This window comes from Rhodococcus sp. AD45-ID (genome assembly GCF_003023755.1).
GTDB classification, from domain to species: Bacteria; Actinomycetota; Actinomycetes; order Mycobacteriales; family Mycobacteriaceae; genus Rhodococcus_F; species Rhodococcus_F globerula.
The window spans coordinates 1,071,388-1,096,836 of the sequence record NZ_PYHL01000003.1; the positions used below are offsets into that span (position 1 = coordinate 1,071,388).

Genomic DNA, 25,449 nt, shown 5'->3' on the forward strand with positions numbered 1-25,449 from the left:
GCCTTTTGCTCGGTGTTCTTCCGGCAAAAGGTACATTCGCCTTCATGGTTTCCAGGCATCGTGTTGGTTGGGAAACCGTGGACTCAGGCTGCGCGTGCCTGAAAACGGAAGGATATCTCTGTGGTTGCTGGACGTCGGTACCTGGCGTTGGCCGTGGCGGTGACAGCGTTGTCTCTGACGGCGTGCACTGCTGATCCACCGCCGCCTGTCGAGAGCACCGAGACGGTCAAGCCGACTACGACGCCCGTCACGCCGGCAATGCGGGTGGTGTCGGTGGCTATCGACCAAGTGGGTGACGGATTCAATCCCCACCTCCTCGCCGATTTGTCCCCGGTGAACTCTGCCGTCGGTAACTTGGTGTTGCCCAGCGTATTTCGTCCGATCAGCTCGCCCGTGCAGCCCGGCCAGGCCGAGTGGGTCCTCGACGACTCGTTGGCTGTTTCCGCGGAAGTTGTCTCGGAGGCGCCGTTCACGATTCGCTATCAGCTCCGCAACGAAGCGCAGTGGTCCGACGGCGCACCGATCGCCGCCGAGGATTTCCGCTACCTGTGGCAGCAGATGATTTCGGTTCCCGGTGTTGTGAACCCGGCCGGGTACCAGTTGATTTCGGACGTAACCTCGTCCGGTGGAGGCAAGACCGTGAACGTAGTGATGCGCGCGGCGTATCCGGCGTGGCGTGAACTCTTCACGGATCTTCTTCCGTCCCACCTTGTGAAGGACACCCCCGGCGGTTTCAGTACCGGTTTGAGTGAGGGAATTCCGGTGTCGGGGGCGCACTTCCACGTGCGCTCCGTCGACCGTGGCCGAGACGAGATCATCCTCGAACGCAACGACAGGTTCTGGGGAGAGCCGTCGGACCCGGATCAGATCGTGATGCGTCGGGCCGGGTCGGCTGCGCAGTTGGCCGAAGCGATGCGCACCGACGATTCGCAGATCGCGCAGATTCATGCGGGTAGTGCTACCGACATTCAGCTGTCGGCGGTTCCGGGAGTGAGCACGGCCTTTACGTTTGTGCCGCGCACCCTCGACATGACGGTCAACGGACGCAGTGCCATGTTTGCCGACGTCCGGGTCCGCAAAGCTGTTCTGGGACTTCTGGATTCCGATCTTCTGGCAGTAGTGGCCGCGGGCAGTGAATCTGCTGCGGTTCCGGCAAAAGCGCAGATCCTCTCGCCGTCCGATCCCGGCTACGTACCGACGGCGCCGCCCAAGCAGAGTCGTGAGCGTTCGATGGAGCAATTGGTGGAATCCGGCTACGTCGTCGTGCCGCCGGCGGGACCGGTCGTGGTCGGGGGAACAAACGGAAGCGTCGTCCGTGACGGCAAGCCGCTCGAACTGACGCTCGGGGCGCCGGAGAACGACGACATCGCGATCGCGGTGGCCAACACCGCTGCCGATGAACTGCGGGACGCAGGAATTGCGGCCACTGTGAAATCTCTTCCGGCAGAAGAGCTGTACGGTAAGGAGCTCACGACGGGGAGCGTAGACATGGTGGTCGGCTGGATCCGCGCCGGCGTCGATCCCGCAACATCGTTGGCGTCTCGGTTCAGTTGCCCCTTGACGCCCACCGTGCCGGTAACCACTACCGAGACTCCGGAGTCGACGTCTACCGCGCCGACGCCGACTACGGCTCGCGAGTCCGATTCGGAAGCGCCGAGCAATATTTCAGGACTGTGCGACCCTTCGCTGCAGCCGCGGATCGACGAAGCTCTCAGCGGGATCGGTGATTTCGGAGCGCTGATCGCCGACGCCGAGCCCAAGTTGTGGGATCTCGCGGCGGTTCTGCCCATCGTGCAAGACCGCACGTTGGCCGCACTCGGAACCGGCGTCGAAGGTGTCACCCTGACCAGTCCGGTTCAGGTTGGAATATTCGGTGACGCAACCAACTGGGTGAGGGTGAAGGAATGACCGTCGTAAAGAAGAGACTGCTGCTGGTTCACGCGCATCCCGACGACGAAACGATCACCACCGGCGGCACCATCGCCAGGTACGTCGACGAAGGTGCCGAGGTGACCGTCCTGACCTGCACGTTGGGTGAGGAAGGGGAGGTAATCGGTGATCGGTGGGCCGGACTGGTTGCCGACGCCGCTGATCAACTCGGCGGCTACCGGATTGCGGAGCTGACCACGGCGTTGTCCCGTCTCGGTGTGAGTGAACCCCGATTCCTGCTGGGAGCCGGTCACTTTCGTGATTCCGGAATGGCCGGGACGCCGTCAGCTGCCAATCCGCGGGCATTCGTCAACGCCGATCTCGACGTTGCGGTTCGCGCCGTGGTCGAGGTGATCCGGGAACTGCGCCCGCATGTGGTGATCACGTACGACACCAACGGCGGGTACGGCCATCCCGATCACATTCAAGCCAATGCCATCACAACCGCTGCCGTTGCCGCGGCCGGAACATCGGTCTATCCCGAGGCCGGCGAGCCGTGGAGCCCTCAGAAGTTCTACTGGACCGTGACCGAACGTAGCTCTCTGGAGCGGGCAATCGCGTCGATCGCTCAGGTGCCGGCGCAGTGGCGGCTACCTGAGCCCGGTGAGCTTCCCTGTGTGGTCGACGCGGACGTCACGACGGCGATCGATGTGAGCGCCGTTCTCGAGTCCAAGGCCGGCGCGCTGTCCGCGCACGCCACGCAGGTGACTGTCGCGCCGAGCCGCACCGAGTTCGCGTTGTCCAACAACGTCGTACAGCCCATCGTGCCGGTCGAGCATTTTGTGCTTGTCCGCGGCGAGTTGGGTCCGGTGGACGCAGACGGCCGTGAGGGCGACCTCTTCGGTGGGATCTCATGACCAGTGCTTCACCGGACGCAGTCGAAACACCCGACGGTAGATTTGCGTTTCTCGACCCGGTCATCCTCGGCGTCTTGATCTTCGACGGATTTCTGTGCGCCGTACTGTCGGTGATTTTTCTCCCGAGCTACCTCGGCACCACACCGTTTCCGGTCAGCATCCTGGTGGCAGCCGTGTTCAACCTCGGGTTGGTCATCGCGGCGCGGACAGTGACGACAACCGGTAAGGCAGCGCTTCCGCTGGCCGGTTGGATCGCCGGATTCCTTTTCTGCATGGTTGGCGGGCCAGGCGGCGACGTTCTGGTGTTGTCGTCGCCGCTCACTTTCCTGCTGCTTGTCGGCGCGCTGGCACCGGCGATCGTCTTTTTGTTTCGAGTGGCAAGCAAGGCTCTCGCGTCTATCGATACTTCGAAGCGTTCATAAGGGACACTTGCAGTGTGGCTGAACTAGATCTTGCGGGCGTCACGATCGCCCTGACCGCGGAGCGTCGTTCGGAAGAATTTGCGACGCTCCTCGAACGGCGAGGTGCGGAGACGGTCCGGACCCCGGTGATTCATGTGCTTCCTCTGGTCGACGACGCTGATCTGCGAGTTCAGACCGAGGCATTGATTGCGGATCCGCCGGAACTCGTGGTGATCAGCACGGGAATCGGGTTCCGCGGTTGGCTGGAGGCGGTGGAGTCGTGGGATCTGACGGAGCAGTTTCTCGGCGCACTGAACCGGACTCGCATCGTGGCTCGCGGTCCGAAGGCGATGGGGGCGATCCGCGGCGCGGGATTGCGTGAGGAATGGTCGCCGTCGGGGGAGTCGTCCGAGGAAGTGCTGACGCACTTGGCCGGCGAGGGCGTCGACGGCGTTCGCGTGGCCGTTCAACTGCACGGGATCATCACCGAATGGGAACCGCTGACCGATCTGAGTGCGTCGTTGACCGACATCGGCGCGGTGGTCACGGCAGTCTCGGTCTACCGGTGGATTCGGCCGCCGGATCAGTCGCAGGTGCGGGCACTGGTCTCCGCTGTGCGTTCGGGCAGTATCGACGCACTCACTTTCACCAGTGCCCCGGCAGTGTCGTCCATGCTCAGCACGGCCAAGGAGATGGGGGAGTTGGAACGTTTCGTCGCGGCGATGCGAGACAACGTGCCCACCTATTGCGTCGGCCCGGTGACGGCCGCGCCGTTGGAACTTCTCGGAGTCCCCACCATCCAACCGGAACGCTCGCGCCTCGGTGCGTTGGCGCGGTTGATCATCGAGGATTTGCCCAGACGTCGCGCGCTCCGGGCGTGACGGCTTCGATCAGACCCCACGCATTCTCGGCGGGCAGGTCGATTACGTCGTAGCCGCCGGTGCCTGCCGGGGTTGCGGCGATGACGGTGGCAACTCCGGCGCGTCGCTGGAAGAACGTTTCACGAACCGTCCAGCCGATCACGCCGTCGGCTTCCAGGCTGTGCCGTTTGCGGTCGAGGGAGCCGCTGCGGGTGATGAGCCAGCCGGGTAGTACTGCGTGGCCCAGTCCGTTGTACCGGTCGAAGGCAAGCCCCGCTCCGCCCACAGCGAGCACGACGACGGCGACCCAGACATAGGTGGGGACGTGAACTCCGAAGATCAGGCAGACGACTGCCGCGACCGCAACGGCCACAGCAGGGAACAAGGCTCGAGTGTATCGGCGGCGGCGGGCCGCCCCGCCGTGGGGAATGAGCGGAACGGACGCCTGCCGGCTGTCGCCGATGACCGTTGCCATGACGCGTTCCGCTTCGGCCCGTGGGCCTTGCGGCAGCAGGAGCGAGGATTCTTTTTTCTCCGCACTCACTCCCGTCATGATCGCGTCCAGGCGCGCACCGCCCGCAAGTCGAAGCAGGAGAGGTTCTTTGAGCGTCGTACCGCGCAGCCGGGCCCGGTCCAACGTTGTCGCCCTGGTCTTGAGCAGCCCGTGGCTGACGTGCAGGATGCGACCGTTGTCGGTGAGCGTCATGTCGCCGAACGCGATCAGATACTGAATGCACGCAAAGGCGCTGGAGAGGATGAGCAGTGCCACCAGTAGAACAATGACCAGCACGGTGATGCCGAGGCCTTCGAGCGATTCGACGCCTCCGGTGACCGCGGACGACTTCGCGATCGCAGAGCCGATTCCGTATTGGAACGCGATGCCGACGATTGCCGCGATGATCGCGATGCCGGTGAACGAGAAGGGCGCAAACCGAACCCAGCTCACGTGCCAGTGCCCGATTTCGACGTCCGCAGACACCGGCGCGGTCGGTGTATCGGGTGTGGGCGTGCCCCGAGACTCGCTCAGCAAGGCTGCGCGTAGATCCGGAACCAGTGCACTCGAGAGTGCGTTGAGCTCGAATTTGTTGGAATCGAGGCCGTTTCCGGCACGCTGCCCCGTGCCGATTCGCACGATCGACAGCCCCAGCACGCGGTGCAGGACTCCGGCTTCGACGTCGACTGACCGGATGCGACTGCGCGGCACCGAGAGCAGCTTCTTCTGGAAGACGCCGGTGCGCAGCTGAACGTGGACGGGGCCGATGCGATAGGTGGTGGTGAAATACCGCAGGAGGCCGTAGATCACGAGCAGCGTGACAACACCGAATCCCCAGTAGTGGTTGCCGCTCTGGCTGCCGAGAACAAAGGAAATCAGCAGGACCGGAAGCAGTTTGACCACTTCGTTGATCGGGTGGACCAGCAGCATCCGTCGGTCGAGGCGAAGCCACGGCTGTTCCTGCTCCGCGGCCTCGGCGGCTGCGGATTCTGCTTCGTCGGGAATGTCGATCATGAGTTTGTCGATTTCGTTCATGTCGCGTCGCTCGAATTGGTCCCGGCGATTGCAGTCAGTTGTGCAACTGTACGGTCGGCCACGTCCTGATCGAGGGCGGAGATCTTCACGGCACCTGCCGACGACGCCGTAGTCACGGTGACGGTAGCGAGCCCCAGCATCCGGTCGATGGGGCCACGTTCGGTGTCGACGGTCTGGACCCGCGAGATCGGGGCGATGCGTCGTTCCTGCGTGAACCAGCCGGTGCGGGTGTACACGGCGGTGTCGCTGATTTCCCAGCGATGCACCCGGTAACGCCACATCGGCACCATCAGAATGTGTACCGCTGCGCAGAACACGGTGACCGCACCTACTGCCCCCACCACCCAGGTCGGCAGGCCGGAGATCAGGATCGCGCAGACAATTTCGGCGACGATGACCGGCGCCCAGAAAAGCGCTGCGGTGATTGCCCACAATCTGGGTGCTTTGGTGCTCGGACGCCACAGCGGATCGGCCATGGTGATGGTGTTAGACGCGGTCATGGTGCTTACTTTGGTCGAGTTGAGGCGTTCTGTCGACAACCACCCTATGGTGGAGTGTGGCGACCATGAAGGGAGCACGTGATGACTGAACAGGATTCGGCATTCAGCTCGGAGGCACCGGAGTCCGATGCTCTGGAACAGGCAACACCGGTAGATCCGAATACTCCCGACGAACCTGACCTGACCGATATTCCGCTCGACGCGCCCGCGGCCGATGTTGTCGATCAGCGGCGTGAAGTTGCGATCGACGAGGAGTATCCACCTAGCTGAGTTCTGGTACTTCCGGCACCGAGTGGCAGTAGTCGTCGGGTATGGCGCATGATCGCTAGGTGAACCGAACTGGTGATGACTCCGTCAAACCCACGATGCTTCCGATGCCTGGACTGTCCGCGTCGGCAACTGGGACCGCGTCGCCGAGCCCATCAGCGATGCGACGCGTGCTGCGCCGCGCTCGCGACGGCGCGACGCTGAACGTGGACGAGGCAACGACGCTGCTGCAGGCCCGGGGAACCGACCTCGCGGACCTGTGCGCGTCGGCGGCCAAGGTTCGGGACGCGGGTTTGTTAGCCGCCGGCCGCCCGAATACGGTGACGTACTCGCGCAAGGTGTTCATTCCGCTGACCCACCTGTGCCAGGACAAGTGCCACTACTGCACGTTTGTCAAGGTCCCTGGCAAGTTGCGGGCCGAGGGACGCGGCATGTACCTCGAACCGGATGAGATCCTCGAGATTGCTCGTCAGGGCGCTGAATTAGGTTGCAAGGAAGCGCTGTTCACCTTGGGGGATCGTCCGGAAGCGCGCTGGCCGGAAGCAAAGCAGTGGCTCGACGAGCGTGGATACGACTCGACTCTGGACTACCTGCGGGCGATGTCGATTCGGGTGCTCGAGGAAACCGGTCTTCTTCCGCACCTCAACCCCGGTGTGATGAGCTGGCAGGAACTTTCGCGCCTCAAGCCGGTGGCGCCGTCGATGGGCATGATGCTCGAGACCACCGCTACCAGGCTGTTCACGGACAAGGGTGAATGCCACTACGGCAGCCCGGACAAGGACCCGGCCGTGCGGTTGCGGACCCTGACCGATGCGGGTCGCCTCAACGTGCCGTTCACCACCGGCATTCTGGTCGGCATCGGCGAGAACTTTGCCGAGCGGGCCGAGTCGATCATGGCGATCCGTAAGTCGCAGAAGGCTTTCGGCCATATTCAGGAAGTCATCATCCAGAACTTCCTGGCCAAGCCCGACACTGCGATGCGAGACTCCCCGGACGCCTCGCTTGACGAGTTCCTCGCGGCGATCGCCGTTGCTCGTCTGCTGCTCGGTCCGTCGATGCGGATTCAGAGCCCGCCGAATCTGGTCTCGAACAGCGAGTGCCTGGCACTTCTCGGCGCGGGCGTCGACGACTGGGGCGGGGTATCGCCCCTGACTCCCGATCACGTCAACCCCGAGCGTCCGTGGCCCAACCTCGAGACTCTGGCAGCGATCAGTGCGGAAGGCGGCTTCACGCTCACCGAACGCACCGCCGCTCAGCCCGCCTACGTCCTGGCCGGTGCTCCCTGGATCGACCCGCGGATCGCCGGTCACGTTCAGGCACTTGCCGATCCGAAGACCGGACTGGCCAAACTCGACACCAAGCCGGTGGGCCGGCCGTGGCAGGAACCGGACGAATCCTGGGAGTCGAGCGGACGCGTCGACCTCAATACCGAGATCGACACCGACGGCCGCAACACCGAGACTCGCAGCGACCTGGGCAGTGCCTTCGGTGACTGGGAAACCGTGCGTGAGCAGGTTCTGGAATTGAGTGCTCCGGTTCGCGTCGACACGGATCTTCTTGCGGCACTGCGCAGTGCCGAGCGTGATCCCGCCGGGTGCTCGGACGACGAATACCTGGCGCTGGCCACCGCGGAGGGCCCAGGCCTTGAAGCCGTTGTGGCACTGGCAGATGCGCTCCGCAAGGATGCCATCGGCGAAGACGTCACCTACGTCGTGAACCGGAACATCAACTTCACCAACATCTGCTACACCGGCTGCCGATTCTGCGCATTTGCGCAGCGCAAGGGCGACGCCGACGCTTTCACGCTCTCGGCCGAGGAAGTAGCGGACCGGGCGTGGGAGGCGCACGTCGCCGGCGCCACCGAAGTCTGCATGCAGGGCGGAATTGACCCGGAACTACCGGTCACCGGTTACGCGGATCTGGTGCGTGCGGTCAAGAAGCGCGTACCGTCGATGCACGTCCACGCGTTCTCGCCGATGGAAATCGTCAACGGTGCTTCACGTAGTGGTGAGAGCATCCGCGACTGGCTCACTGCGCTGCGCGAAGCCGGTCTCGACACGATCCCCGGTACGGCAGCGGAGATCCTCGACGACGAGGTGCGCTGGATTCTGACCAAGGGCAAATTGCCGACGGCGGAGTGGATCGAAGTGGTCACCACGGCGCACGAAGTGGGCCTGCGATCGAGTTCGACCATGATGTACGGGCACGTCGATCAGCCGCACCACTGGGTCGGCCATCTCAACGTGCTACGTGGAATCCAAGACCGTACAGGCGGATTCACGGAGTTCGTGTTGCTGCCTTTCGTGCATCAGAGCGCCCCGCTGTATCTGGCGGGGGCGTCCCGTCCCGGCCCGACCATTCGCGACAACCGCGCGGCGCACGCGCTTGCCCGCATCATGCTGCACGGGCGGATCTCCAACATCCAGACCAGCTGGGTCAAACTGGGTATCACCGGAACGCAGATGATGCTCAACGGCGGCGCCAACGACCTCGGCGGAACCCTGATGGAAGAGACCATCTCCCGGATGGCCGGGTCCGAGCACGGCAGCGAGAAGACCGTCGCAGAACTGCGGGCGATCGCCGAAGGCATCGGTCGACCGGCTCGTGAGCGCACCACCACGCACGCGCGTCGTGACGGGGTGGCCGTCTGATGGCAGACATCCTGGGTGATCGCCGAGTAGTCGAGGTGCTCGATCGAGCGGTCTGGGGCATCAACCCGGTCCTCGACCTCGCGTACAGCGATCCGTTCGGCATCAAGCGTCGTAGTTTCGAGCCCACGGACCCCGAGCGCAGCGCGGCAGAGACAGTTCTCGACGCCGTTGCCTGGGTTCTGGACGTGATCAAGTTCCCCGGTACCGCGGCGTGGTCCGTCATGACGGATGAGCAGCGATCGAAATGGTGGACCACCCGACTGGGCGCCCTCAACACGGTCGCTGTGGCATTTCCCGGAATTTTCGGGGTTTTGCTCAACCGGTTTCCGATCCAGGACTTGCTGGCCTTTGCCAACCAGGCTGTCGTCCTGGTGGCCGTCGCCCGCGAGCACGGCGTGACGGAACGTGATCAGCAGGTTGATCTCCTGGCGTCCGTTCTGTGTCGCCGAGAAGTCAGCACTCGCGATCTGCTGGACGATGAGGACTTCACCGAAAAGGCTGTCACCAGTACGGATGGGACATGGCGACCATTCGCTCTGATCGGAACGCTGTGGCAAACCGCACAAACTTTTCGAGCAATCGGCGACGAACTGCATAAGCGTCCGCTGCGCACCAAGCCGTACGAGATCGTCGGAAAGATTCCGGTGATCGGCGTGGTCGCGGACTATTTCGGCGAGCGCGGCGCGCTTGTGCGGGCAGCGTCCGCGGGCGAGAAGTGGATCGCGATTCGGTCGCGGAACGCCACCACAGTAGGCTGAAATGTGTTAAGTCGCTTGCGCGCAGCAGGTGCACCTCTGGAAGGCAGGGAGAGAAGGCAGTGACCTACACGATTGCTGAACCGTGTGTAGATGTGATGGACAAGGCATGTATCGAAGAATGCCCCGTCGACTGCATCTACGAGGGTGGACGCATGCTCTACATCCACCCCGACGAATGTGTCGACTGCGGCGCGTGTGAACCTGTCTGCCCTGTCGAAGCGATCTTCTACGAAGACGACGTTCCGGAGCAGTGGAGCCCCTACATCAGCGCAAACGTCGATTTCTTCGACAACCTCGGCTCGCCGGGTGGAGCCGCCAAGCTCGGCAAGGTCGACTACGACACGCCGTTCATCAAGGCGCTGCCTCCCATGGGTGAGGAATAGAGATCTTGTCTCGTACTCCGGTGGCCGCCGGGCTTCCCGATTTTCCCTGGGACTCCCTGGCGGATGTCACAGCCACGGCACACGCACATCCCGACGGCATCGTGAATCTGTCGGTGGGCACCCCGGTGGATCCGGTGGACCCGCTCATTCAGGAAGCTCTTGCATCCGTTGCGGAGATTCCGGGCTACCCGACCACCCACGGCACCCTCTCCCTGCGTGAGGCGATCGCCGAGTCACTCGATCGGCGATACAACATCCCCGATATCGACCCGGCGGCAGTGCTGCCCGCGATCGGTACCAAGGAAATGATCGCGTGGCTGCCGACCCTTCTGGGCCTGGGCGGCGAGGATCTTGTGGTCATTCCGGAGTTGGCATACCCAACCTACGAGGTTGCCGCGAAGCTCGCAGGCGCTCGGATCTTGCGGGCCGACGGCTTGAACAAGCTCGGTCCCGAATCGGCGTCGCTGATCTTCGTGAACTCACCGTCCAACCCCACCGGCAAGGTTCTCGGTCTCGAGCACTTGCAGAAGGTGGTGGCGTGGGCACGTGAGCGCGGAGCCATCGTCGTATCCGACGAGTGCTACCTCGGTCTGACGTGGGAATCGGACGCACTGTCCATCCTCGATCCCCGCGTCAACGACGGTGACCTGACCGGTCTGCTGGCCGTGCACTCACTGTCGAAGACATCGAACCTCGCGAGCTACCGCGCCGGTTTTGTCACCGGAGATCCGGCATTGGTCGCGGAACTTCTCGAAGTCCGCAAGCACGCTGGAATGATTCTGCCGCTGCCCATCCAGGCCGCGATGGAAGCCGCGCTCGGCGACGATCTGCACGAGAATGTGCAGCGTGAGCGTTACCGTGAGCGTCGGACCATCCTGCTCGACGCGGTGCGCAGTGCAGGATTCACCGTCGACAATTCCGAAGCCGGCCTGTACCTGTGGGCTACGCGGGGCGAGGCCTGCCGGGACACTGTTGCCTGGTTCGCGGAGCGAGGCATCCTGGTTGCGCCGGGCGAGTTCTACGGCCCGACCGGCGGTCAGCACGTGCGGATCGCACTGACCGCCACGGACGAGCGGATTGCCGCTGCCGCAAAGCGGCTGACGACAAGCCTTTAGTGGCCCTTAAAGGCTTCGGCTAACCACCAGGATCCGCCGTCGCTGCTGATCTTGGCGTCGATGACAAGCGGGCCACTACGTGGCCCGCTTACCCATGTACGCACGGCGTCCAGGTCTCGGGCCGTGCGTACCGTGAGGCCGTCGGCGCCGTAACCGCGGGCAATGGCCGCGAGATCGGTGTCCGGGAAGGTCACGGTAGTGCGGTCAGTGTCTGGGTCGGTGAAATGATGGACTTCGGCCCCGTACGCGCTGTCGTTGTAGACCACGATCAGCAGGGGAAGTTTCAGCCGCGCAACGGTTTCCAGCTCCGAAATGCCCATCAGGAAGCCGCCGTCGCCGAGGGCCGCGACGGGCAGACGATCCGGCTGCGCCAACGCGGTGCCGATAGCGGTGGCCAATCCCAATCCGATGGACTGGAAAGCCTGCGTGAAACAGAACCCGAAGTGATCCGGCACCGACAGGTAGGCGCTGGGGTATCCCATGAAGTTCCCCGAATCCACGGACACCGTGCGCTCCGTGGGGAGGATGGTGTCGAGTTCGAGTGAGAGCAACCGGGGATCTATCGAGTGCTCGGTGCTGAGATCCTCGAACGGAACCTGACTCCACTTCGATTCGGTCGCAATTGAATCCCGAACTGCATCGGTGCGGTAGCCGACCCGGACGGGTGCCTTGTCGAGTGCGTCCAAGGCGTCGATGGCCGTGGCCGCGCTGTCGCCGACGATGCCGAGGTGGATCGGCCGGTGGGCACCCAGTGCGGCGGAGTCGAGATCGATTTGAACAACCGTCGTGTCTTTGCCGATCAGATGTCCCTGGCGCATGGTCCACATGTTGAGCGCGCATCCCCATCCGACAACAAGGTCGGCGCCGGCGATGAGTTCCGCTGATCGAGGGGACGAGAACCCGCCGGAGATGCCGAGGGAGAAGGGATCCGAGTGGAACAAGCCGTTGGCAACGGCAGATGTCGCAACCAACGCGCCGGTGTGGCGGGCAAGTTCCGCGATCTCAGGTCCGGCGTCACGAGCACCGCGTCCGGCCACGAAAACGGGGCGGTCGGCGGCGGCAAGTAGTTCGAGGAAATTCTCGAGTGCAGTCCCATCCGGTCGAATATGTTGGAGTGCAGGCGCATTGGGTGGCGTGTTTGCACTGGCCGCGATCTGGCTTTGCACATCGAGCGGAAGATTCAGTACGACGGTGCGGCGCTCGCGCCAAGCGGTAGTGAACGCTCGAACGGTATCCGCGACAGCAGAATCCGCGCTGTGTACCCGCTCGGCCACTGCGCCTACGCTCCGAGCGAGACCGTCCTGGTCGATCTTGAAGTTGGATTGCACTGCCGTGCCGGCGGTATCGGCGGTCAGCACGATGAGCGGGGTGCGACTCTTGGCGGCTTCGGTGATGCCGGTCAGAGCATTGGTCAAACCACATCCCTGATGGGTGGTGACCACGGCGACCGTTCCGGACATGCGCGCGTAGGCATCGGCCATGGTGGCAGCGCCGCCTTCGTGCCGGGCGGCGACAAACGGAACTCCGTGCCGCCGTAGCGCATTGGTGACGGTGAAGTTTCCGCTGCCGACTACCCCGAACGCATACCCGACGCCCAACTCTGCGAGGGTGCGTCCGACCAGGTCGGCAACGGTATTCACGAGCGTCACGAGCGCTCGACCAATGCAAAGACCCGGGCCGGACTGCCGGTTCCCCCGACGATCGGCAGGGGTGAGACCACGAGTACAGCGCCGAGTGTCGGCAGCTTGTCGACATTCAGCAACTGGGTGAGTCCGTATTTGTTGTTGCCCAACAGGTAGTAGTGCGCCGGAAACATCGGCTCGAAACCGCCTGCGGCGCCGGCATCGATTCCCACCGTCTCCACTCCGAAACCGCTGATCGGACTCGATTCGGCCAGCCACTTCGCTGCCGCTGCCGAGATACCCGGGGTGTGCGGGCCGTCGGCGTCGGCGTTGGCAAAGCGCTCCGGGTCGCCCACCCGCGAACCCCATCCGGTGCGCAGGATCAGCCACGCGCCCTCGGGAAGGGGCCCGTTCTCTGATTCCCAGGCTTCGATGTGCTCGGGTTCGAGCACGAAGTCCGCGTTCTTCTCGACCTCGGCGGTGACGTCGATGACGGCGATGGGGCCGATCAACCGGTTCGGCGGGATCTGATCGACGCTCAGGCCGTCGCGGCCGCTCACCCAGTGCGTCGGCGCATCGAGGTGGGTTCCGGTGTGCTCACCGGTGTGCAGATTGTTCCAGCTCCACATCGGTCCGGCGTCGTCGAAATTGCTGACGGGTTCGAGGCTGGCGGGGATGGTGTTGGCAAACGGCTCGGGCAGCGACAGGACCGGGGTGGTGGAACTCAAGGGGGCGGTGAGGTCGACGATCTCGATGGACTGTGAACCGATTTTTGTGAGCAGGTCGTTCAGTGTGGTCATGAGCCATCCTTCGATTCGAGCGCTGCGGGTGTATTCGCACACTATCGAGGGCATTCCAGGGGAGATACTGAAGGTAGGCGTTTTTCGGTTACGGAGGGCGATATGGACGGCGTGACTGCAGTTCCGATTCCGGCCAACGAGCCGGTTCATTCCTATGCGCCCGGCAGCCCCGAGCGGAAAAGGCTCCGATCGGCTTTGCGGACTGTATCCGACGAGCACCTCGAGATTCCGCATGTGATCGGTGGAGTGGAGGTGCGCGGCTCGGGTGCGTCGGTTGATGTTGTCGAACCGCACCGCCGCGCCCACGTCCTCGGCACTTTTCAGAACGGCACCGGTGAAGACGCTGCCCGGGCGATCGAGGCCGCGTCCGCAGCAGCGCCGGGTTGGCGCGAACTGTCGTTCGACGACCGAGCTGCCGTGCTTTTGAGAGCTGCCGACCTTCTGTCCGGGCCCTGGCGCGAGCGGATCGCGGCGGCAACGATGCTGGGTCAGTCGAAGTCGGTGCAGCAGGCCGAGATTGACGCTCCTTGCGAGTTGGTGGACTTCTGGCGATTCAACGTGCACTTCGCGCGTCAGATCCTGGAGGAACAGCCGCAGTCGTCGCCGGGCGTCTGGAATCGGATGGACTACCGGCCGCTCGAGGGGTTTGTCTACGCAGTCACGCCGTTCAATTTCACCGCGATTGCCGGCAATCTTCCGACCGCCCCGGCGCTGATGGGCAACACCGTTCTCTGGAAGCCGTCACCAACTCAGAGCGTGGCGGCGCATCTGACGCTGCAACTGCTCGAAGAAGCGGGTCTGCCTCCTGGCGTGATCAACTTGGTGACCGGCGACGGCCCGGACATTTCCGCAGTGGCACTGCAGGATCGACGTCTCGCGGGAATTCACTTCACAGGTTCGACCCGAACATTCAAGTCACTGTGGACGCAGGTAGGTGCGAACATCGACAAATATGCAGGTTATCCGCGTCTGGTCGGCGAGACCGGCGGCAAGGACTTTGTTGTTGCGCATTCCTCGGCAGACCCGGAGATCCTCACGACTGCGCTGATCCGAGGTGCCTACGAATACCAAGGTCAGAAGTGTTCGGCGGCTTCACGCGCCTACATCCCCCGAAGTCTGTGGACATCGATGCGGGACGGCTTTCTCGGGCAGGTCGACGCAATCAGCTACGGCGACGTCAACGATCTCGAGAACTTCGGCGGCGCCGTCATCGACCGTCGGGCGTTCGACAAGAGTGCGGCGGCAATCGAACGGGCGGGCGCCACCGCCGGTATCACGATCGCGGTCGGCGGCAAGTCCGACGACAGCGTCGGATACTTCGTGCGGCCGACGGTCCTGCTGGTGGACGATCCACGTGACCAGGCCATGACCGAGGAGTATTTCGGTCCGATCCTCTCGATTCACGTCTACGACGACGATTCCTTTGCCCAGATCCTGGAAGAGGTGGATGCTGCGACGCCATACGCGTTGACGGGATCGATTTTTGCCGCCGATCGAGCGGCAGTAGCTCAGGCAACCGCCGCACTGCGATTCACGGCCGGCAATTTCTACGTCAACGACAAGCCGAGCGGAGCGGTAGTGGGGCAACAACCTTTTGGTGGCGCCCGCGGATCCGGCACCAACGACAAGGCGGGTTCGCCCATCAACCTGTTGCGCTGGGTGTCGGCCCGTACGGTCAAGGAAACCTTTGTCGCTCCGACGGACTACCGATATCCGCACCAGGGGAACGAGACGTGAAACCGTCTGCTGTGCTTACCAATTCGCTACGCCCGGTCATCCTGGCGGCCGCTCGTTCTCCTCGATGCGAGCATGCGATTACCCGGGCGCCGCTCAGCCGTCAAGTGGTGAACCGGTTTGTCGCCGGCCGCGAGCGCAGTGACGCGATAGCGGTGGTGAGCCGATTACTCGACGACGGCCGGTACGTCTCCGTCGACTTCTTGGGAGAGAACGTCACGGACGCAGGGTCGGCGCGGGCAACCGTGCACGAATACCTGTCGCTGATCGAGGAATTGGGGAAGTTTTCCGGCACGCTTGCTCCGGTACCGCGGGTCGAGGTGTCGGTGAAACTGTCGTCGTTGGGCGCAGAGTTGAATACCGATGTAGCCGCCGAAAACGCTCGAACTATTTGCGCGGCAGCGCAGTCCGCCGGGGTGTGGGTGACCGTGGACGCAGAGGACCACACCACCACCGATGCGACGCTCGCGACCGTGCGATCGTTGCGCGCCGATTTCCCGTGGCTGGGCACTGTCCTGCAGGCCTACCTGCGGCGCACCGAATCGGATTGCCTCGCTTTCGATGATGCGCGGATCCGGCTGTGCAAGGGTGCGTACAACGAGCCCGAGGCGGTGGCCTATATCCGGCGCGAGGATGTGACGGCGTCGTACCTGCGGTGTCTCGATATCCTGTGCCGGGGAACGGGATACCCGATGGTGGCGTCGCATGATCCGGCGGTGATCGCGGCGGCGGCCCGGATGTTTTGTGGTGTCGAGCGATTCGAGTACCAGATGTTGTTCGGTATCCGGGAACCCGAGCAAGCACGGCTGGTTGCCGAGGGGCAGCATGTCCGGACATATGTTCCGTACGGCTCCGCGTGGTACCCGTATTTCATGCGCAGGCTCGCGGAACGTCCGGCGAATCTCGCGTTCTTCCTGCGCTCGGTCGTGGCCAGACAGTGATGCTGCGACGCAGTGGGATTTCTGCGTTGTGAGATGCTGTCAAAATGCTGCTTCGATCACTGAATCCCCTTGCCATCGCCCGCGGCGACGACGTCGACGACGCGATCACCATCGGGGATACGGTTCTCTCGCGCAGCCATATTCTCGGCGCTGCCACGTCGGTGGCAGAGCGGGTTGCGCAGGCCGAGCGTGTTGCGGTGCTGGCGACTCCCACGGCAAAGACCATCCTGGCGGTAGTCGGAGCGCTCATCGCAGGCGTCACTGTTGTGCCTGTGCCACCGGATTCGGGAACGGCCGAACGTGAACACATACTGAAGGACTCCGGCGCCCAGGCGTGGCTGGGGGAGACCGACGAATTGTGCGTCGGCCTGCCGGTGGTTCCGGTTCGCCTGCACGCCCGTTCGTGGCACAGCTACCCGGAACCGGCGCCGCAATCCACTGCATTTGTCCTCTACACCTCGGGAACGACCGGACCGCCGAAGGGTGTGCTGCTGAGTCGGCAGGCAATTGCCGCAGGTCTCGATGCCTTGGCGGAGGCCTGGCAGTGGACACACCGAGACACCGTTGTCCACGGATTGCCTCTCTTTCACGTCCACGGGCTGATCCTGGGCGTGCTCGGACCACTACGAGTGGGTAGCCGTCTGGTCCACACCGTCAAACCGACACCGCAGGCGTACGCGGACGCCGGCGGCTCCCTCTACTTCGGGGTGCCGACGGTGTGGTCGCGAATTGCCGACGACGAAGCGTCGGCGCGGGCGTTGGCTTCGGCCCGGCTGCTCGTCTCCGGTAGCGCACCGCTGCCCGTGCCGGTATTCGAGAAGCTGCGCGCCCTCACCGGCCACGCGCCTATCGAGCGGTACGGAATGAGCGAGACCATGCTGACCCTCAGCACCCGCGCGGACGGCGAGCGTCGGCCAGGCTGGGTGGGTTTACCGGTGCGCGGGGTCGAGACCCGGTTGCGCGACGAGGCCGGCAACGACGTGCCTCACGACGGCGAGAGCATCGGTGGACTTCAGGTTCGTGGACCCATGCTGTTCGACGGATACCTCAATCGCCCTGATGCCACTGCCGAATCGTGGACCGAGGACGGTTTCTTCAAGACCGGTGACGTCGCGGTCGTCGACGAGGGGGGATTCCACCGCATCGCGGGCCGTGAATCCATCGATCTGATCAAGACGGGTGGCTTCCGAGTGGGGGCCGGCGAGATCGAGACGGCCATCCTGGGGCATCCCGGTGTCGCTGAGGTCGCGGTTGTCGGCGTTCCCGATCCTGACCTCGGTCAGCGGATCGTGGCATGGGTTGTTCGGCGGCCCTCAACACCCGAGGTCACAGAACCGGACCTCGTGGATCTGGTGGGTGCGCAGTTGTCCGCGCACAAGCGTCCACGCGAAATTCGGTTTGTCGACACCCTACCGCGGAACGCGATGGGCAAGGTGCAAAAGCGCTTGTTACTGCCCGAATAATCTTGTTTGGTTGGTTTTTCTGTGTTTTTCGCTACACTACCCGCCGGTAAGACTTGCTCCAGTTGCGTGCGCAACTGGCATCGGAGGGACAGGTTTCATGGCGGGCGGACGGCATTCGAGCGCTGACAGCGGGCGATCATTCGGTTTTTACGCAGTCGGCGGGATGGTTGCGCTGGCGCTCGTTGCCACCGGAATTGTCGTCTTCAAGTCCGTGCAACCCGATACCTGCGACAGCGTCGAAGACTTCACCCTGGCAGCAGACCCGTCCATAGCGCCGTCGATATCCGAGGTGTTGGCCGGAACCACCCCGGAGCAGACGGACTGCATGCACGTCGTTGTCGAAGCAGCACTGCCAGGCGACGTGGTCGGACGATTGGGTAAGGGCGCCGATGCACCGGATCTGTGGATTCCGGACTCCACGTCGTGGATCAGCAAAGCAGCCCTCACCGCGGCCGGTCCGGTTGCCGCCGCCGGCGGTTCCATCGCGACGTCTCCAGTGGTGCTGGCATCCGGAGGTGAGGAGTTTGCCGACTGGCTGTCGGTGCTCCAAGTGCCCGATCTTGCCCTCGGCAATCCGCTGTCCACCGGAATCGCGTCCGCCCCGATCCAGGCTGCACTGGCCGAGAGCGGGAGCGGCGCGGATGCTGTTCGCACAGCTTTGGTGCCGCACGCCCAGGCCGAAAGTGTGCGCGCCGAGGACCAACCCGTCGGCGCGAAGATGCTGACCGAACTTGTCACTACCGGCAAGGTGGGGGTGTCGACCGAACAGCAGGTCACCCAGTTCGCAAACACCGCCATCAGCGCGACGGTACCGTCCACCGGAACTGTGCTGATGGACTATCCGTTGGTGGTAAGTGCCTCGGCGCCCGATCGTCATTACGCCGCGGCGCAGAAAGCAAAAGTCCTCGCGACGCTTTTCGAGAGCCCGGAGTCACAGGAAATACTGGCTCGCAACGGTTTTCGCGACCCGTCCGGCCAGGGACAGGTAGATGGGGGCGTCGGAGCTGTCCAGGCCTTGCCGGTGCCGGACCAAGCCGCACTCGACAAGACGCTCGGATCCTGGGCATTGTTGGCTAAACCGATCCGTACTCTCGTCGCGATCGACGTGTCGTCGTCGATGGACTTCCCGGCCGCCGGTGGGAAGACCCGCATGGACCTCACGACAGCTGCCGCGCTCACCGGCAACCAGGTGTTCCCGGACAGTGTCGCAGCCGGACTCTGGGCCTTTTCCCAGGGCATGAACGGAACCCAGGACTACCAGGAACTGGTTCCGATTCGCCGCTACGACACCATGGTTGGTGGATTAACGCAGCGAAGCCTCATGGCGGAGCAGACCAAGACCTTGACGAAACTCAAGCGCGGCGCAACGGGCCTCTACGACACCACACTCGCGGCGTTTCGGAAGGTTCAGGAATCGTACGACCCGCGCGCGGTCAACAGTGTGATCATCCTGACCGACGGTGCTAACGAGGATCCCGACAGCATCACGCGCGAGCAGTTGCTCGACGTGCTCGAACGGGAGCAGGACCCAGCGCGGCCGGTGATCATCGTGACCATCGGAATCACCGACGACGCCGATGCGGCTGCGCTGGCAGACATTTCACGGGTGACCGGAGGGTCCACCTACATCGCCCGTGATCCGTCGGAAATTTCCGGCGTATTTGTCAACGCATTGGCTCACCGCGGCGCTTAGCGCGTCAGGACGAGCGCATCACCGTCGGTGACGGCAATGGTGTGTTCGCTGTGCGCTGTGCGTGATCCGTCGGCCGAGCGGATAGTCCATCCGTCGTCGTCGAAGATGATCTTGTCGGTTGTGAGAGCGAACCAGGGTTCGATCGCGAGGGTCAGTCCGCGTCGAAGTTTCATGCCGCGACCTGCGCGTCCGATGTTGGGGATGTGCGGATCTTCGTGCATGGTGCGGCCGAGACCGTGGCCACCGAATTCGGTATTGACGGGGTAGCCGTAATCGGCTGCGACAGCGCCGATCGCAGCGGAGATGTCGCCGAGGCGATTGCCTGGCCGGGCGACTGCAATAGCTGCGGTGAGGGCACGTTCGGTGGCTTCGATGAGGCGTTGGTCCTCGGCGCGGGGAACGCCGACGATGAGACTGCGCGCCGAGTCTGCAACCCACCCGTCGATGGAGACCGCGATGTCCATGGTCAGCAGATCGCCGTCCTGTAGCACGTAGTCGTGTGGAAGTCCGTGCAGCACTGCGTCGTTGACGGAAAGGCAGATGACGTTGCGGAAGGGTCCACGTCCGAATGACGGTGAGTAGTCCCAGTAGCAGGACACGGCGCCGCGTTCTTCGATCAGGTGGCGGGCGCGGTGCTCGAGGTCGAGGAGATTGACTCCGGGCTTGGCGCGAGCAGCGAGATCGGCGAGTAGTTCGGCGATGAACGCGCCGGTGACGCGCATTGCTTCGATCTCGTTGGTTGTTTTCAGTTCCACCACAGGAATTTCCTTTCGGGCCGGTATTAAAATACCACCATACGGTACTCTGGTCGCATGGTGCGACTTCCGTTAACTCCGGCCCAGCTTGCTGTCGGTCAGCAGTTGGGCGCCTATCTGCGTCAGGCCCGCGGTGGTCGCACGCTTGTCGATGTGGCGGAGGCCGCCGCGATTTCGCCGGAAACACTGCGCAAGATCGAGACCGGGCGCATGCCGACGCCGGCGTTTGTCACGATTGCCGCACTCGCCGATGTGCTCTCGGTGCCACTCGATGAGCTTGCCCGGATCTGCCTCGCCCGCGTGACTGTTTAGGCGGCTTCGGGGCTGGCCCACGGTATCGGAAGTGGTGGAGCGACCGACGAATACCGGTGGCCGGTAGGCGTTGTGGTCGTGAAGGAGTGCCTGGTGCCGGGTGCGTGATCGTCGGTTTCGGCGTACCAGTCCAATCCCTGTTTGGCGTAATTGCATGCCGCGCACAGTCCTGCACCGTTGACTGCGCTGGTGGCGCCGCCTCTCTGGTGGTCGCGAATGTGGTCGCGATGACGAACGGGTGCGTCGCACCACGGTGTGCGGCAGCTTCGATCGCGGAGGTCGATCAACTGCGCCAGTCCCTTCGGGAAGATTCGGGACTTGGACTCCATAGCTGTCAGCTCTCCCGTGGAGGGGCAGGCATAGAGCCTTCGGATGTCTTTGCGGGACTGCGCAATCCACTCTCGGGCAATGCCGGCGGGGATAGGCCCGTAGCCGTTGACGTGTGCGGGGTCTGTGGCATCGCCGAAGAGTGTTTGGTCGGAAATCACAAGATTCACTGTGACGGGTGTGGGCGTTGCGCGCCCGATTCCGGTGACTCGCTCGACGAGGAGATCCGCCATGATCTGAGCGCGAGTGCGATCATCCCCGACAGCGAGGATGCAATCCGCATCCCGCATTAGTGTGGCGTGGACGGCAACCCCTTCCGAGACCGGGAGCAGAACACTGAGATAGCACATAGTGTCGGGCGCCGGCCGTGATGTCACCCGCCGGTCACCTACGGCTTTGCGGGCGCGCCGAACCATGCTTTCGGCATCTACCTCGGCGGTGCGTGCGCGGATTCTGGCGGTCAGTTGTTGGTCTCCGCAGCCAGCCAGGTTATCTGCGTCGCAGCAGAACTCGCGATCGAGTGCGGCGCGATCTTGGACTGTGAGGCAGGCGGTTTCGCGCATGAGAATGGTGGCCCGCTGCTCGTTGATGGCACCGTAGATCAGGAGCCTGAGTGTGTAGGGCATCTCGTCGTTCAATGCGCGGGCAAGGCTCAGGTGTTGAGTGCCTGACCAGACTGATTCGCGACGAGCGAGAGCAACTTGGGCGTTGATTCCGCGACCCTGATGTGCAACTGGAACGCCGCGCTCACCACGGTCTTTGCGAGTGGAAGCATCTAGATCAGCAGCTAGCAATGCTTGTGCGCCTGCACAACTGGCTTTCAGTTCCTCGAGTGCACGCAGCAAGTCAACTCGTGCTGCATTGTCGACGGAACGATCCATGTCGATGAGTACTGAACGAAACTGTTTAATTGTGTGGTCGGAAACTGCGGTCGTCATCATTGCCCCCCGGTAATGTCGAACGTGTATTCGATCTTACCGTCGAACATCCACCTGCGCAATAGCTTTGACCAGAAAGAAGGTCTTTGGCTCAAGGACATTGACGTGCGCCGCAGATTGGGACCGATACGGTGTCCTCATGCTCCGCCGATGGTTCGCAATCATGATCGTGGTACTCGCTGTCGCCGGCATCTGGCAGCTGACCACCCCTGACCGTTCTGTTGCCGTAATTGTCGACGCCGAGACTCTGGAGTGCGCGACCCCGTATCCCATCGGCCCACTCCAGGCGACACCAAGGGCGATTTCGGTCGGGCGGTGGAACTGCTGAACCGCTCGTCCTCGCACAGGACCGGGTTTCCCGGCTGCGGCGACAACTACAGCTTGGCCGTGCTGGAGGAATTCTGGTTGGTCGACGACCGAGGCCGCGCAGTACGGCCGGGGTATCCCTCCGACTCGTGTGGATCACCGAAACCCGGTGGCCTGGCCGCTGTCAAAGAATTGACGTCGGTCGGCAGTACCGAACATCGAATACTGTTGTCCGACGATCAGATCTACGAACTGTCGAATTGCCGGCCGACGTACCAACCTCCGACAACAGGTACCACGATGCCGACGTCGCTGTTGGCGGGCGGCGTTTTCTGTCGATTCTCCTCCACCGAATTTGTCGGTACATCGTCTACAACGGAGCGACAGGCATCGGACGACCTGTTGGAATCATTCCGGTAGGCCTGCGCGACCGCGAGTTTGCGTATCCGAGCGTGGCGATCACTGCAACAAGGAGCTCGAATGAATTCGTGGGATGTGGCTGCCGATGGAGTGATGCCGCTGCCGTCGGGGCGGCTGGTTCGGGGTAGGGGATTGCGCAATCTACTACCTGACGGGCCACTGCCCGATTTCGGGTTGTATGCACAAGCGCGTCAACCGTCTTCGTTTGAATGGGAAAGCCGATGGATACGCTGGCCCGACTTCTGGCTGCCAAGCGATCGCCCGGAGTTTCGGCGTGCCCTGGAGGAGCTCTTGCTGCGATCCGAAACCGAACGGGTGGAGATTGCGTGTGGCGGTGGGTTCGGTCGTACGGGAACAGCGTTGGCTTGTCTGACGGTGCTCGACGGTGTTGCCGCCGAGGGAGCGGTTGCCTACGTGCGCGAACACTATTCGCGACGAGCAGTGGAAACTCCGTGGCAGCGGCGGTTCGTTTCCAGATTCGCGTAACTCGGGAGTCCGCTAACTGTTTTCTGCGAGCGCCTTGGTCCTGCGCCACCGCGAGTTTGCGTATCCGAGCGCGGCGATCACCGCAAAAAGGACTGCCGTCGAGATCAACTGATCCCGGGCGTCTTCGTCGAACAGCATGAGGACAACAAACGCTCCGAGCATCGCCAGTGTGGCGTAACTCAGGTATGGGAACAGCCACATGCGGATGGTCAGTTTGCCTTCGGCTTCGAGTTGCTTCCGCAGTCGAAGGTGGGAGATCACGATGAAAATCCAGATGACGAGCAATGCGGCGCCGACTGCATTGAGCAGGATGCCGAGGAGGTCGTCTGGCAGAAGCCAGTTGAGCATGACGGAGACGAAGCCGAAGAACACGGACAGCAATACCGCATTGGTCGGAACTCCCGTGTTCGAGAGTTTGGCCATGAATGCGGGGCCGTCGCCGCGTCGTGACAGAGAGAAGGCCATGCGTGAGGTGCCGTAGATGTTGGCGTTGAAGGCCGACAGCAAGGCAACAACCACAACAAGTTCCATGAACCCGGCAACACCGGGGATGTTGGCCAGATTGAGGACGGAGACGAAGGGACTTGTCTCGAGATCGGGATCGTTCCACGGCAGAACCAACACCATGATCGAGATAGCGCCGATGTAGAAGACGCTGATACGCCAGACGACGCTGCGGACGGCGAGCGCGATGGAGCGTTCCGGATTCTCCGATTCCGCCGCGGCGATGGTGACGATTTCGATACCGCCGAAGGCGAAGGCAACAACAAGAAGGCCGGCAGCGACACCCGAGAACCCGTTGGGCATGAACCCGCCCTGGCCGAAGAGGTTCGAGGTTCCCACCGGGTCAGTATCGGGAAGCAGGCCGAACACCAGCAATACGCCGATGATCAGGAAGCCGATGATGACGGTGACTTTGATTGCCGCGAACCAGAATTCGAACTCGCCGAAGTTACTGACCTTGGCCAGGTTCACGATGGCAAAGAACACCACGAAGACGAGCGCGATCATCCATTGCGGTATCGACGGCAGCCATTCGTTAACGATGGCGGACGCCCCGGTGATCTCGGCGCCCAGAACCATGATGAGCATGAACCAGTAGAGCCAGCCCATCACAAAACCGGCCCACTCGCCGATCCCGAGGCGCGCGTAATGCGAGAACGAACCACTGGCGGGAATCGCAGCACCCATCTCGCCGAGCATTCGCATCACGAAGACGACTACGGCGCCCGCGATGATGTAGGACAGTAGGACCGCGGGACCGGCCGTCGCGATACCGACGCCCGTTCCGAGGAACAGGCCGGCTCCGATGGCGGAGCCCAGGCCCATCATCGTCAGATGGCGGACCTTGAGACCCTGGCCGAGAGCGGTGGTCGTTTCTTCGGGGGCGTCGGTATTACTCATCAGTCGTTGGCGTGAAGTGCGGCATTCAATTCGACGCCGGTGCCCTTCCACGGCACGACCTCGACGGCACCAGAAACGGAGTTGCGACGGAACAGCAGGTTGGACTTGCCGCTCAGAGCCAATGCCTTGACGACGGTTCCGTCGGGGCCGGTGACCTTGGTGCCTGCGGTGACGTACAGACCGGCTTCGAGGACGCAGTCGTCGCCGAGGGAGATGCCGAGTCCGGCGTTGGCGCCGAGGAGGCAACGCTTGCCGACGGAGATCGTTTCCTTGCCGCCACCGGACAGGGTGCCCATGATGGACGCGCCGCCACCCACATCGGAACCGTCGTCGACGACGACGCCTGCGGAGATGCGGCCTTCGACCATGGAGTTGCCGAGTGTGCCGGCGTTGAAGTTCACGAAGCCTTCATGCATGACAGTGGTGCCGGAGGCGAGGTGTGCGCCCAGGCGGACACGATCGGCGTCGGCGATACGGACGCCCGAGGGGACGACGTAGTCGACCATGCGGGGGAACTTGTCGACGCTGAAGACGGTGACAACGCCGCGGATGCGCAGACGCGAGCGGACCTGCTCGAAGCCTTCGACAGCGCAGGGCCCGAAGTTGGTCCACACAACGTTGGCGAGGAGGCCGAACTGGCCGTCGAGGTTGACGCCGTGCGGAGCGACGAGGCGGTGGGAAAGCAGGTGAAGGCGCAGGTAGACGTCGTACGCGTCGACGGGAGCCTTGGAGAGGTCAGCGATGGTGGTGCGGACGATGACCTGCGAAACCTCGCGTGCCTCGTCGGTTCCCGCCAGCAGTGCGAGATCGGAAGGAATGTCTGTTCCCTCGACGTTCTCGGTACCGGTCGTCTCGAATGTTCCCAGCTCCGGTGCGGGGAACCAGGTGTCGAGGACGGTACCGTCCGCGGTCACGTTGGCGATACCTACTGCTGATGCTCCGTGTGCGCTCACAGGACTAGAGATTACTGGGTGCGCTGGCTGCGGGCTTAGGCTGGTG

The 25,449-nt window shown here is 63.2% G+C and carries 25 protein-coding genes; 17 read left to right on the forward strand and 8 right to left on the reverse strand.

The window, feature by feature from the left end; all coding sequences use genetic code 11:
- Positions 1-120 precede the first annotated feature (120 nt).
- Genes C7T36_RS29205 through C7T36_RS29220 form a run of 4 tightly spaced genes read left to right on the forward strand, consistent with a single transcriptional unit; the run spans position 121 to position 4,068 of the window.
- On the forward strand, positions 121-1,908 hold the full coding sequence (locus C7T36_RS29205) for an ABC transporter family substrate-binding protein (RefSeq protein WP_033234465.1): 1,788 nt from the start codon (positions 121-123) through the stop codon (positions 1,906-1,908).
- Entirely contained in the window at positions 1,905-2,786 is an 882-nt protein-coding gene (gene mshB / locus C7T36_RS29210) for an N-acetyl-1-D-myo-inositol-2-amino-2-deoxy-alpha-D-glucopyranoside deacetylase (protein ID WP_033234464.1), read from the forward strand. Before C7T36_RS29205 ends, mshB begins: the two co-directional genes overlap by 4 nt.
- A complete protein-coding gene (locus C7T36_RS29215; RefSeq protein WP_033234463.1) occupies positions 2,783-3,208 on the forward strand; it encodes a hypothetical protein in 426 nt (141 codons plus the stop codon). Before mshB ends, C7T36_RS29215 begins: the two co-directional genes overlap by 4 nt.
- A gap of 14 nt (positions 3,209-3,222) precedes the next feature.
- Positions 3,223-4,068, forward strand: coding sequence for a uroporphyrinogen-III synthase (locus C7T36_RS29220; protein ID WP_033234462.1), 846 nt, complete (start codon positions 3,223-3,225; stop codon positions 4,066-4,068).
- On the opposite strand, the gene C7T36_RS29225 is transcribed toward C7T36_RS29220, so the two are convergent.
- Entirely contained in the window at positions 4,028-5,575 is a 1,548-nt protein-coding gene (locus C7T36_RS29225; protein WP_045069462.1) for a PH domain-containing protein, read from the reverse strand. The two genes, C7T36_RS29220 and C7T36_RS29225, sit on opposite strands and share 41 nt — an antisense overlap.
- Positions 5,572-6,075, reverse strand: a complete 504-nt coding sequence (locus C7T36_RS29230) for a PH domain-containing protein (RefSeq protein ID WP_033234460.1) — start codon at positions 6,073-6,075, stop codon at positions 5,572-5,574. Before C7T36_RS29230 ends, C7T36_RS29225 begins: the two co-directional genes overlap by 4 nt.
- 81 nt (positions 6,076-6,156) lie before the next feature.
- Between C7T36_RS29230 and C7T36_RS29235 the strand changes: the two genes are divergently transcribed.
- The 5 genes from C7T36_RS29235 to dapC all read left to right on the forward strand — a co-directional run bounded on the left by C7T36_RS29235 (position 6,157) and on the right by dapC (position 11,249).
- On the forward strand, positions 6,157-6,345 hold the full coding sequence (locus tag C7T36_RS29235; RefSeq protein WP_033234459.1) for a hypothetical protein: 189 nt from the start codon (positions 6,157-6,159) through the stop codon (positions 6,343-6,345).
- Between the two features lie 95 nt (positions 6,346-6,440).
- Positions 6,441-8,993 (forward strand): bifunctional FO biosynthesis protein CofGH, encoded by a 2,553-nt coding sequence (locus C7T36_RS29240; RefSeq protein ID WP_045069893.1) that lies wholly within the window; start codon positions 6,441-6,443, stop codon positions 8,991-8,993.
- Positions 8,993-9,751, forward strand: a complete 759-nt coding sequence (locus C7T36_RS29245; RefSeq protein WP_033234457.1) for a hypothetical protein — start codon at positions 8,993-8,995, stop codon at positions 9,749-9,751. The genes C7T36_RS29240 and C7T36_RS29245 overlap by 1 nt, the downstream gene beginning before the upstream one ends.
- Before the next feature lie 59 nt (positions 9,752-9,810).
- Complete coding sequence (gene fdxA / locus C7T36_RS29250; protein ID WP_033234456.1) at positions 9,811-10,134, forward strand: ferredoxin; 324 nt, start codon at positions 9,811-9,813, stop codon at positions 10,132-10,134.
- Positions 10,135-10,139: 5 nt separating this feature from the next.
- Positions 10,140-11,249 carry a succinyldiaminopimelate transaminase gene (gene dapC, locus C7T36_RS29255; RefSeq protein WP_045069464.1) on the forward strand — a complete coding sequence of 370 codons (1,110 nt, stop codon included), beginning with the start codon at positions 10,140-10,142 and terminating at the stop codon, positions 11,247-11,249.
- On the opposite strand, the gene C7T36_RS29260 is transcribed toward dapC, so the two are convergent.
- A complete protein-coding gene (locus C7T36_RS29260; RefSeq protein ID WP_045069467.1) occupies positions 11,246-12,898 on the reverse strand; it encodes a thiamine pyrophosphate-binding protein in 1,653 nt (550 codons plus the stop codon). The two genes, dapC and C7T36_RS29260, sit on opposite strands and share 4 nt — an antisense overlap.
- On the reverse strand, positions 12,895-13,671 hold the full coding sequence (locus C7T36_RS29265; protein WP_045069895.1) for a cyclase family protein: 777 nt from the start codon (positions 13,669-13,671) through the stop codon (positions 12,895-12,897). Before C7T36_RS29265 ends, C7T36_RS29260 begins: the two co-directional genes overlap by 4 nt.
- A gap of 102 nt (positions 13,672-13,773) precedes the next feature.
- On the opposite strand from C7T36_RS29265, the gene pruA reads away from it, so the two are divergent.
- From pruA to C7T36_RS29285, 4 genes are all read left to right on the forward strand, one after another.
- Complete coding sequence (gene pruA / locus C7T36_RS29270) at positions 13,774-15,408, forward strand: L-glutamate gamma-semialdehyde dehydrogenase (protein WP_045069470.1); 1,635 nt, start codon at positions 13,774-13,776, stop codon at positions 15,406-15,408.
- Complete coding sequence (locus C7T36_RS29275) at positions 15,405-16,346, forward strand: proline dehydrogenase family protein (protein WP_045069472.1); 942 nt, start codon at positions 15,405-15,407, stop codon at positions 16,344-16,346. The genes pruA and C7T36_RS29275 overlap by 4 nt, the downstream gene beginning before the upstream one ends.
- Positions 16,347-16,390: 44 nt before the next feature.
- Positions 16,391-17,809, forward strand: coding sequence for an acyl-CoA synthetase (locus tag C7T36_RS29280; protein ID WP_045069476.1), 1,419 nt, complete (start codon positions 16,391-16,393; stop codon positions 17,807-17,809).
- Positions 17,810-17,906: 97 nt separating this feature from the next.
- Positions 17,907-19,502 (forward strand): substrate-binding domain-containing protein, encoded by a 1,596-nt coding sequence (locus C7T36_RS29285; protein WP_045069479.1) that lies wholly within the window; start codon positions 17,907-17,909, stop codon positions 19,500-19,502.
- Here C7T36_RS29285 and map read toward each other — a convergent pair.
- Positions 19,499-20,260, reverse strand: coding sequence for a type I methionyl aminopeptidase (map, locus tag C7T36_RS29290; protein WP_033234450.1), 762 nt, complete (start codon positions 20,258-20,260; stop codon positions 19,499-19,501). The two genes, C7T36_RS29285 and map, sit on opposite strands and share 4 nt — an antisense overlap.
- A 54-nt stretch (positions 20,261-20,314) precedes the next feature.
- Here map and C7T36_RS29295 point away from each other — a divergent pair, with 54 nt between their 5' ends.
- Positions 20,315-20,569, forward strand: a complete 255-nt coding sequence (locus C7T36_RS29295; protein WP_045069480.1) for a helix-turn-helix domain-containing protein — start codon at positions 20,315-20,317, stop codon at positions 20,567-20,569.
- Here C7T36_RS29295 and C7T36_RS29300 read toward each other — a convergent pair.
- Entirely contained in the window at positions 20,566-21,777 is a 1,212-nt protein-coding gene (locus C7T36_RS29300; protein ID WP_181317516.1) for an HNH endonuclease signature motif containing protein, read from the reverse strand. The genes C7T36_RS29295 and C7T36_RS29300 overlap by 4 nt on opposite strands.
- Positions 21,778-21,973: 196 nt before the next feature.
- Between C7T36_RS29300 and C7T36_RS30695 the strand changes: the two genes are divergently transcribed.
- From C7T36_RS30695 to C7T36_RS29310, 3 genes are read left to right on the forward strand one after another with little or no spacing between them, the layout of a single operon-like run.
- Positions 21,974-22,162 carry a hypothetical protein gene (locus C7T36_RS30695; protein WP_052683600.1) on the forward strand — a complete coding sequence of 63 codons (189 nt, stop codon included), beginning with the start codon at positions 21,974-21,976 and terminating at the stop codon, positions 22,160-22,162.
- Positions 22,150-22,560 carry a hypothetical protein gene (locus tag C7T36_RS30700; protein ID WP_052683601.1) on the forward strand — a complete coding sequence of 137 codons (411 nt, stop codon included), beginning with the start codon at positions 22,150-22,152 and terminating at the stop codon, positions 22,558-22,560. The genes C7T36_RS30695 and C7T36_RS30700 overlap by 13 nt, the downstream gene beginning before the upstream one ends.
- A 60-nt stretch (positions 22,561-22,620) precedes the next feature.
- Positions 22,621-23,046, forward strand: coding sequence for a protein-tyrosine phosphatase family protein (locus C7T36_RS29310; RefSeq protein WP_045069483.1), 426 nt, complete (start codon positions 22,621-22,623; stop codon positions 23,044-23,046).
- 12 nt (positions 23,047-23,058) lie between these two features.
- Here the strand turns inward: C7T36_RS29310 and C7T36_RS29315 are convergent, their stop codons facing one another.
- Together C7T36_RS29315 and dapD are read right to left on the reverse strand one after the other, a co-directional pair.
- Positions 23,059-24,450 carry an amino acid permease gene (locus C7T36_RS29315; RefSeq protein WP_045069486.1) on the reverse strand — a complete coding sequence of 464 codons (1,392 nt, stop codon included), beginning with the start codon at positions 24,448-24,450 and terminating at the stop codon, positions 23,059-23,061.
- Entirely contained in the window at positions 24,450-25,403 is a 954-nt protein-coding gene (gene dapD, locus C7T36_RS29320) for a 2,3,4,5-tetrahydropyridine-2,6-dicarboxylate N-succinyltransferase (protein ID WP_033234446.1), read from the reverse strand. The genes C7T36_RS29315 and dapD overlap by 1 nt, the downstream gene beginning before the upstream one ends.
- Positions 25,404-25,449: the final 46 nt, after the last annotated feature.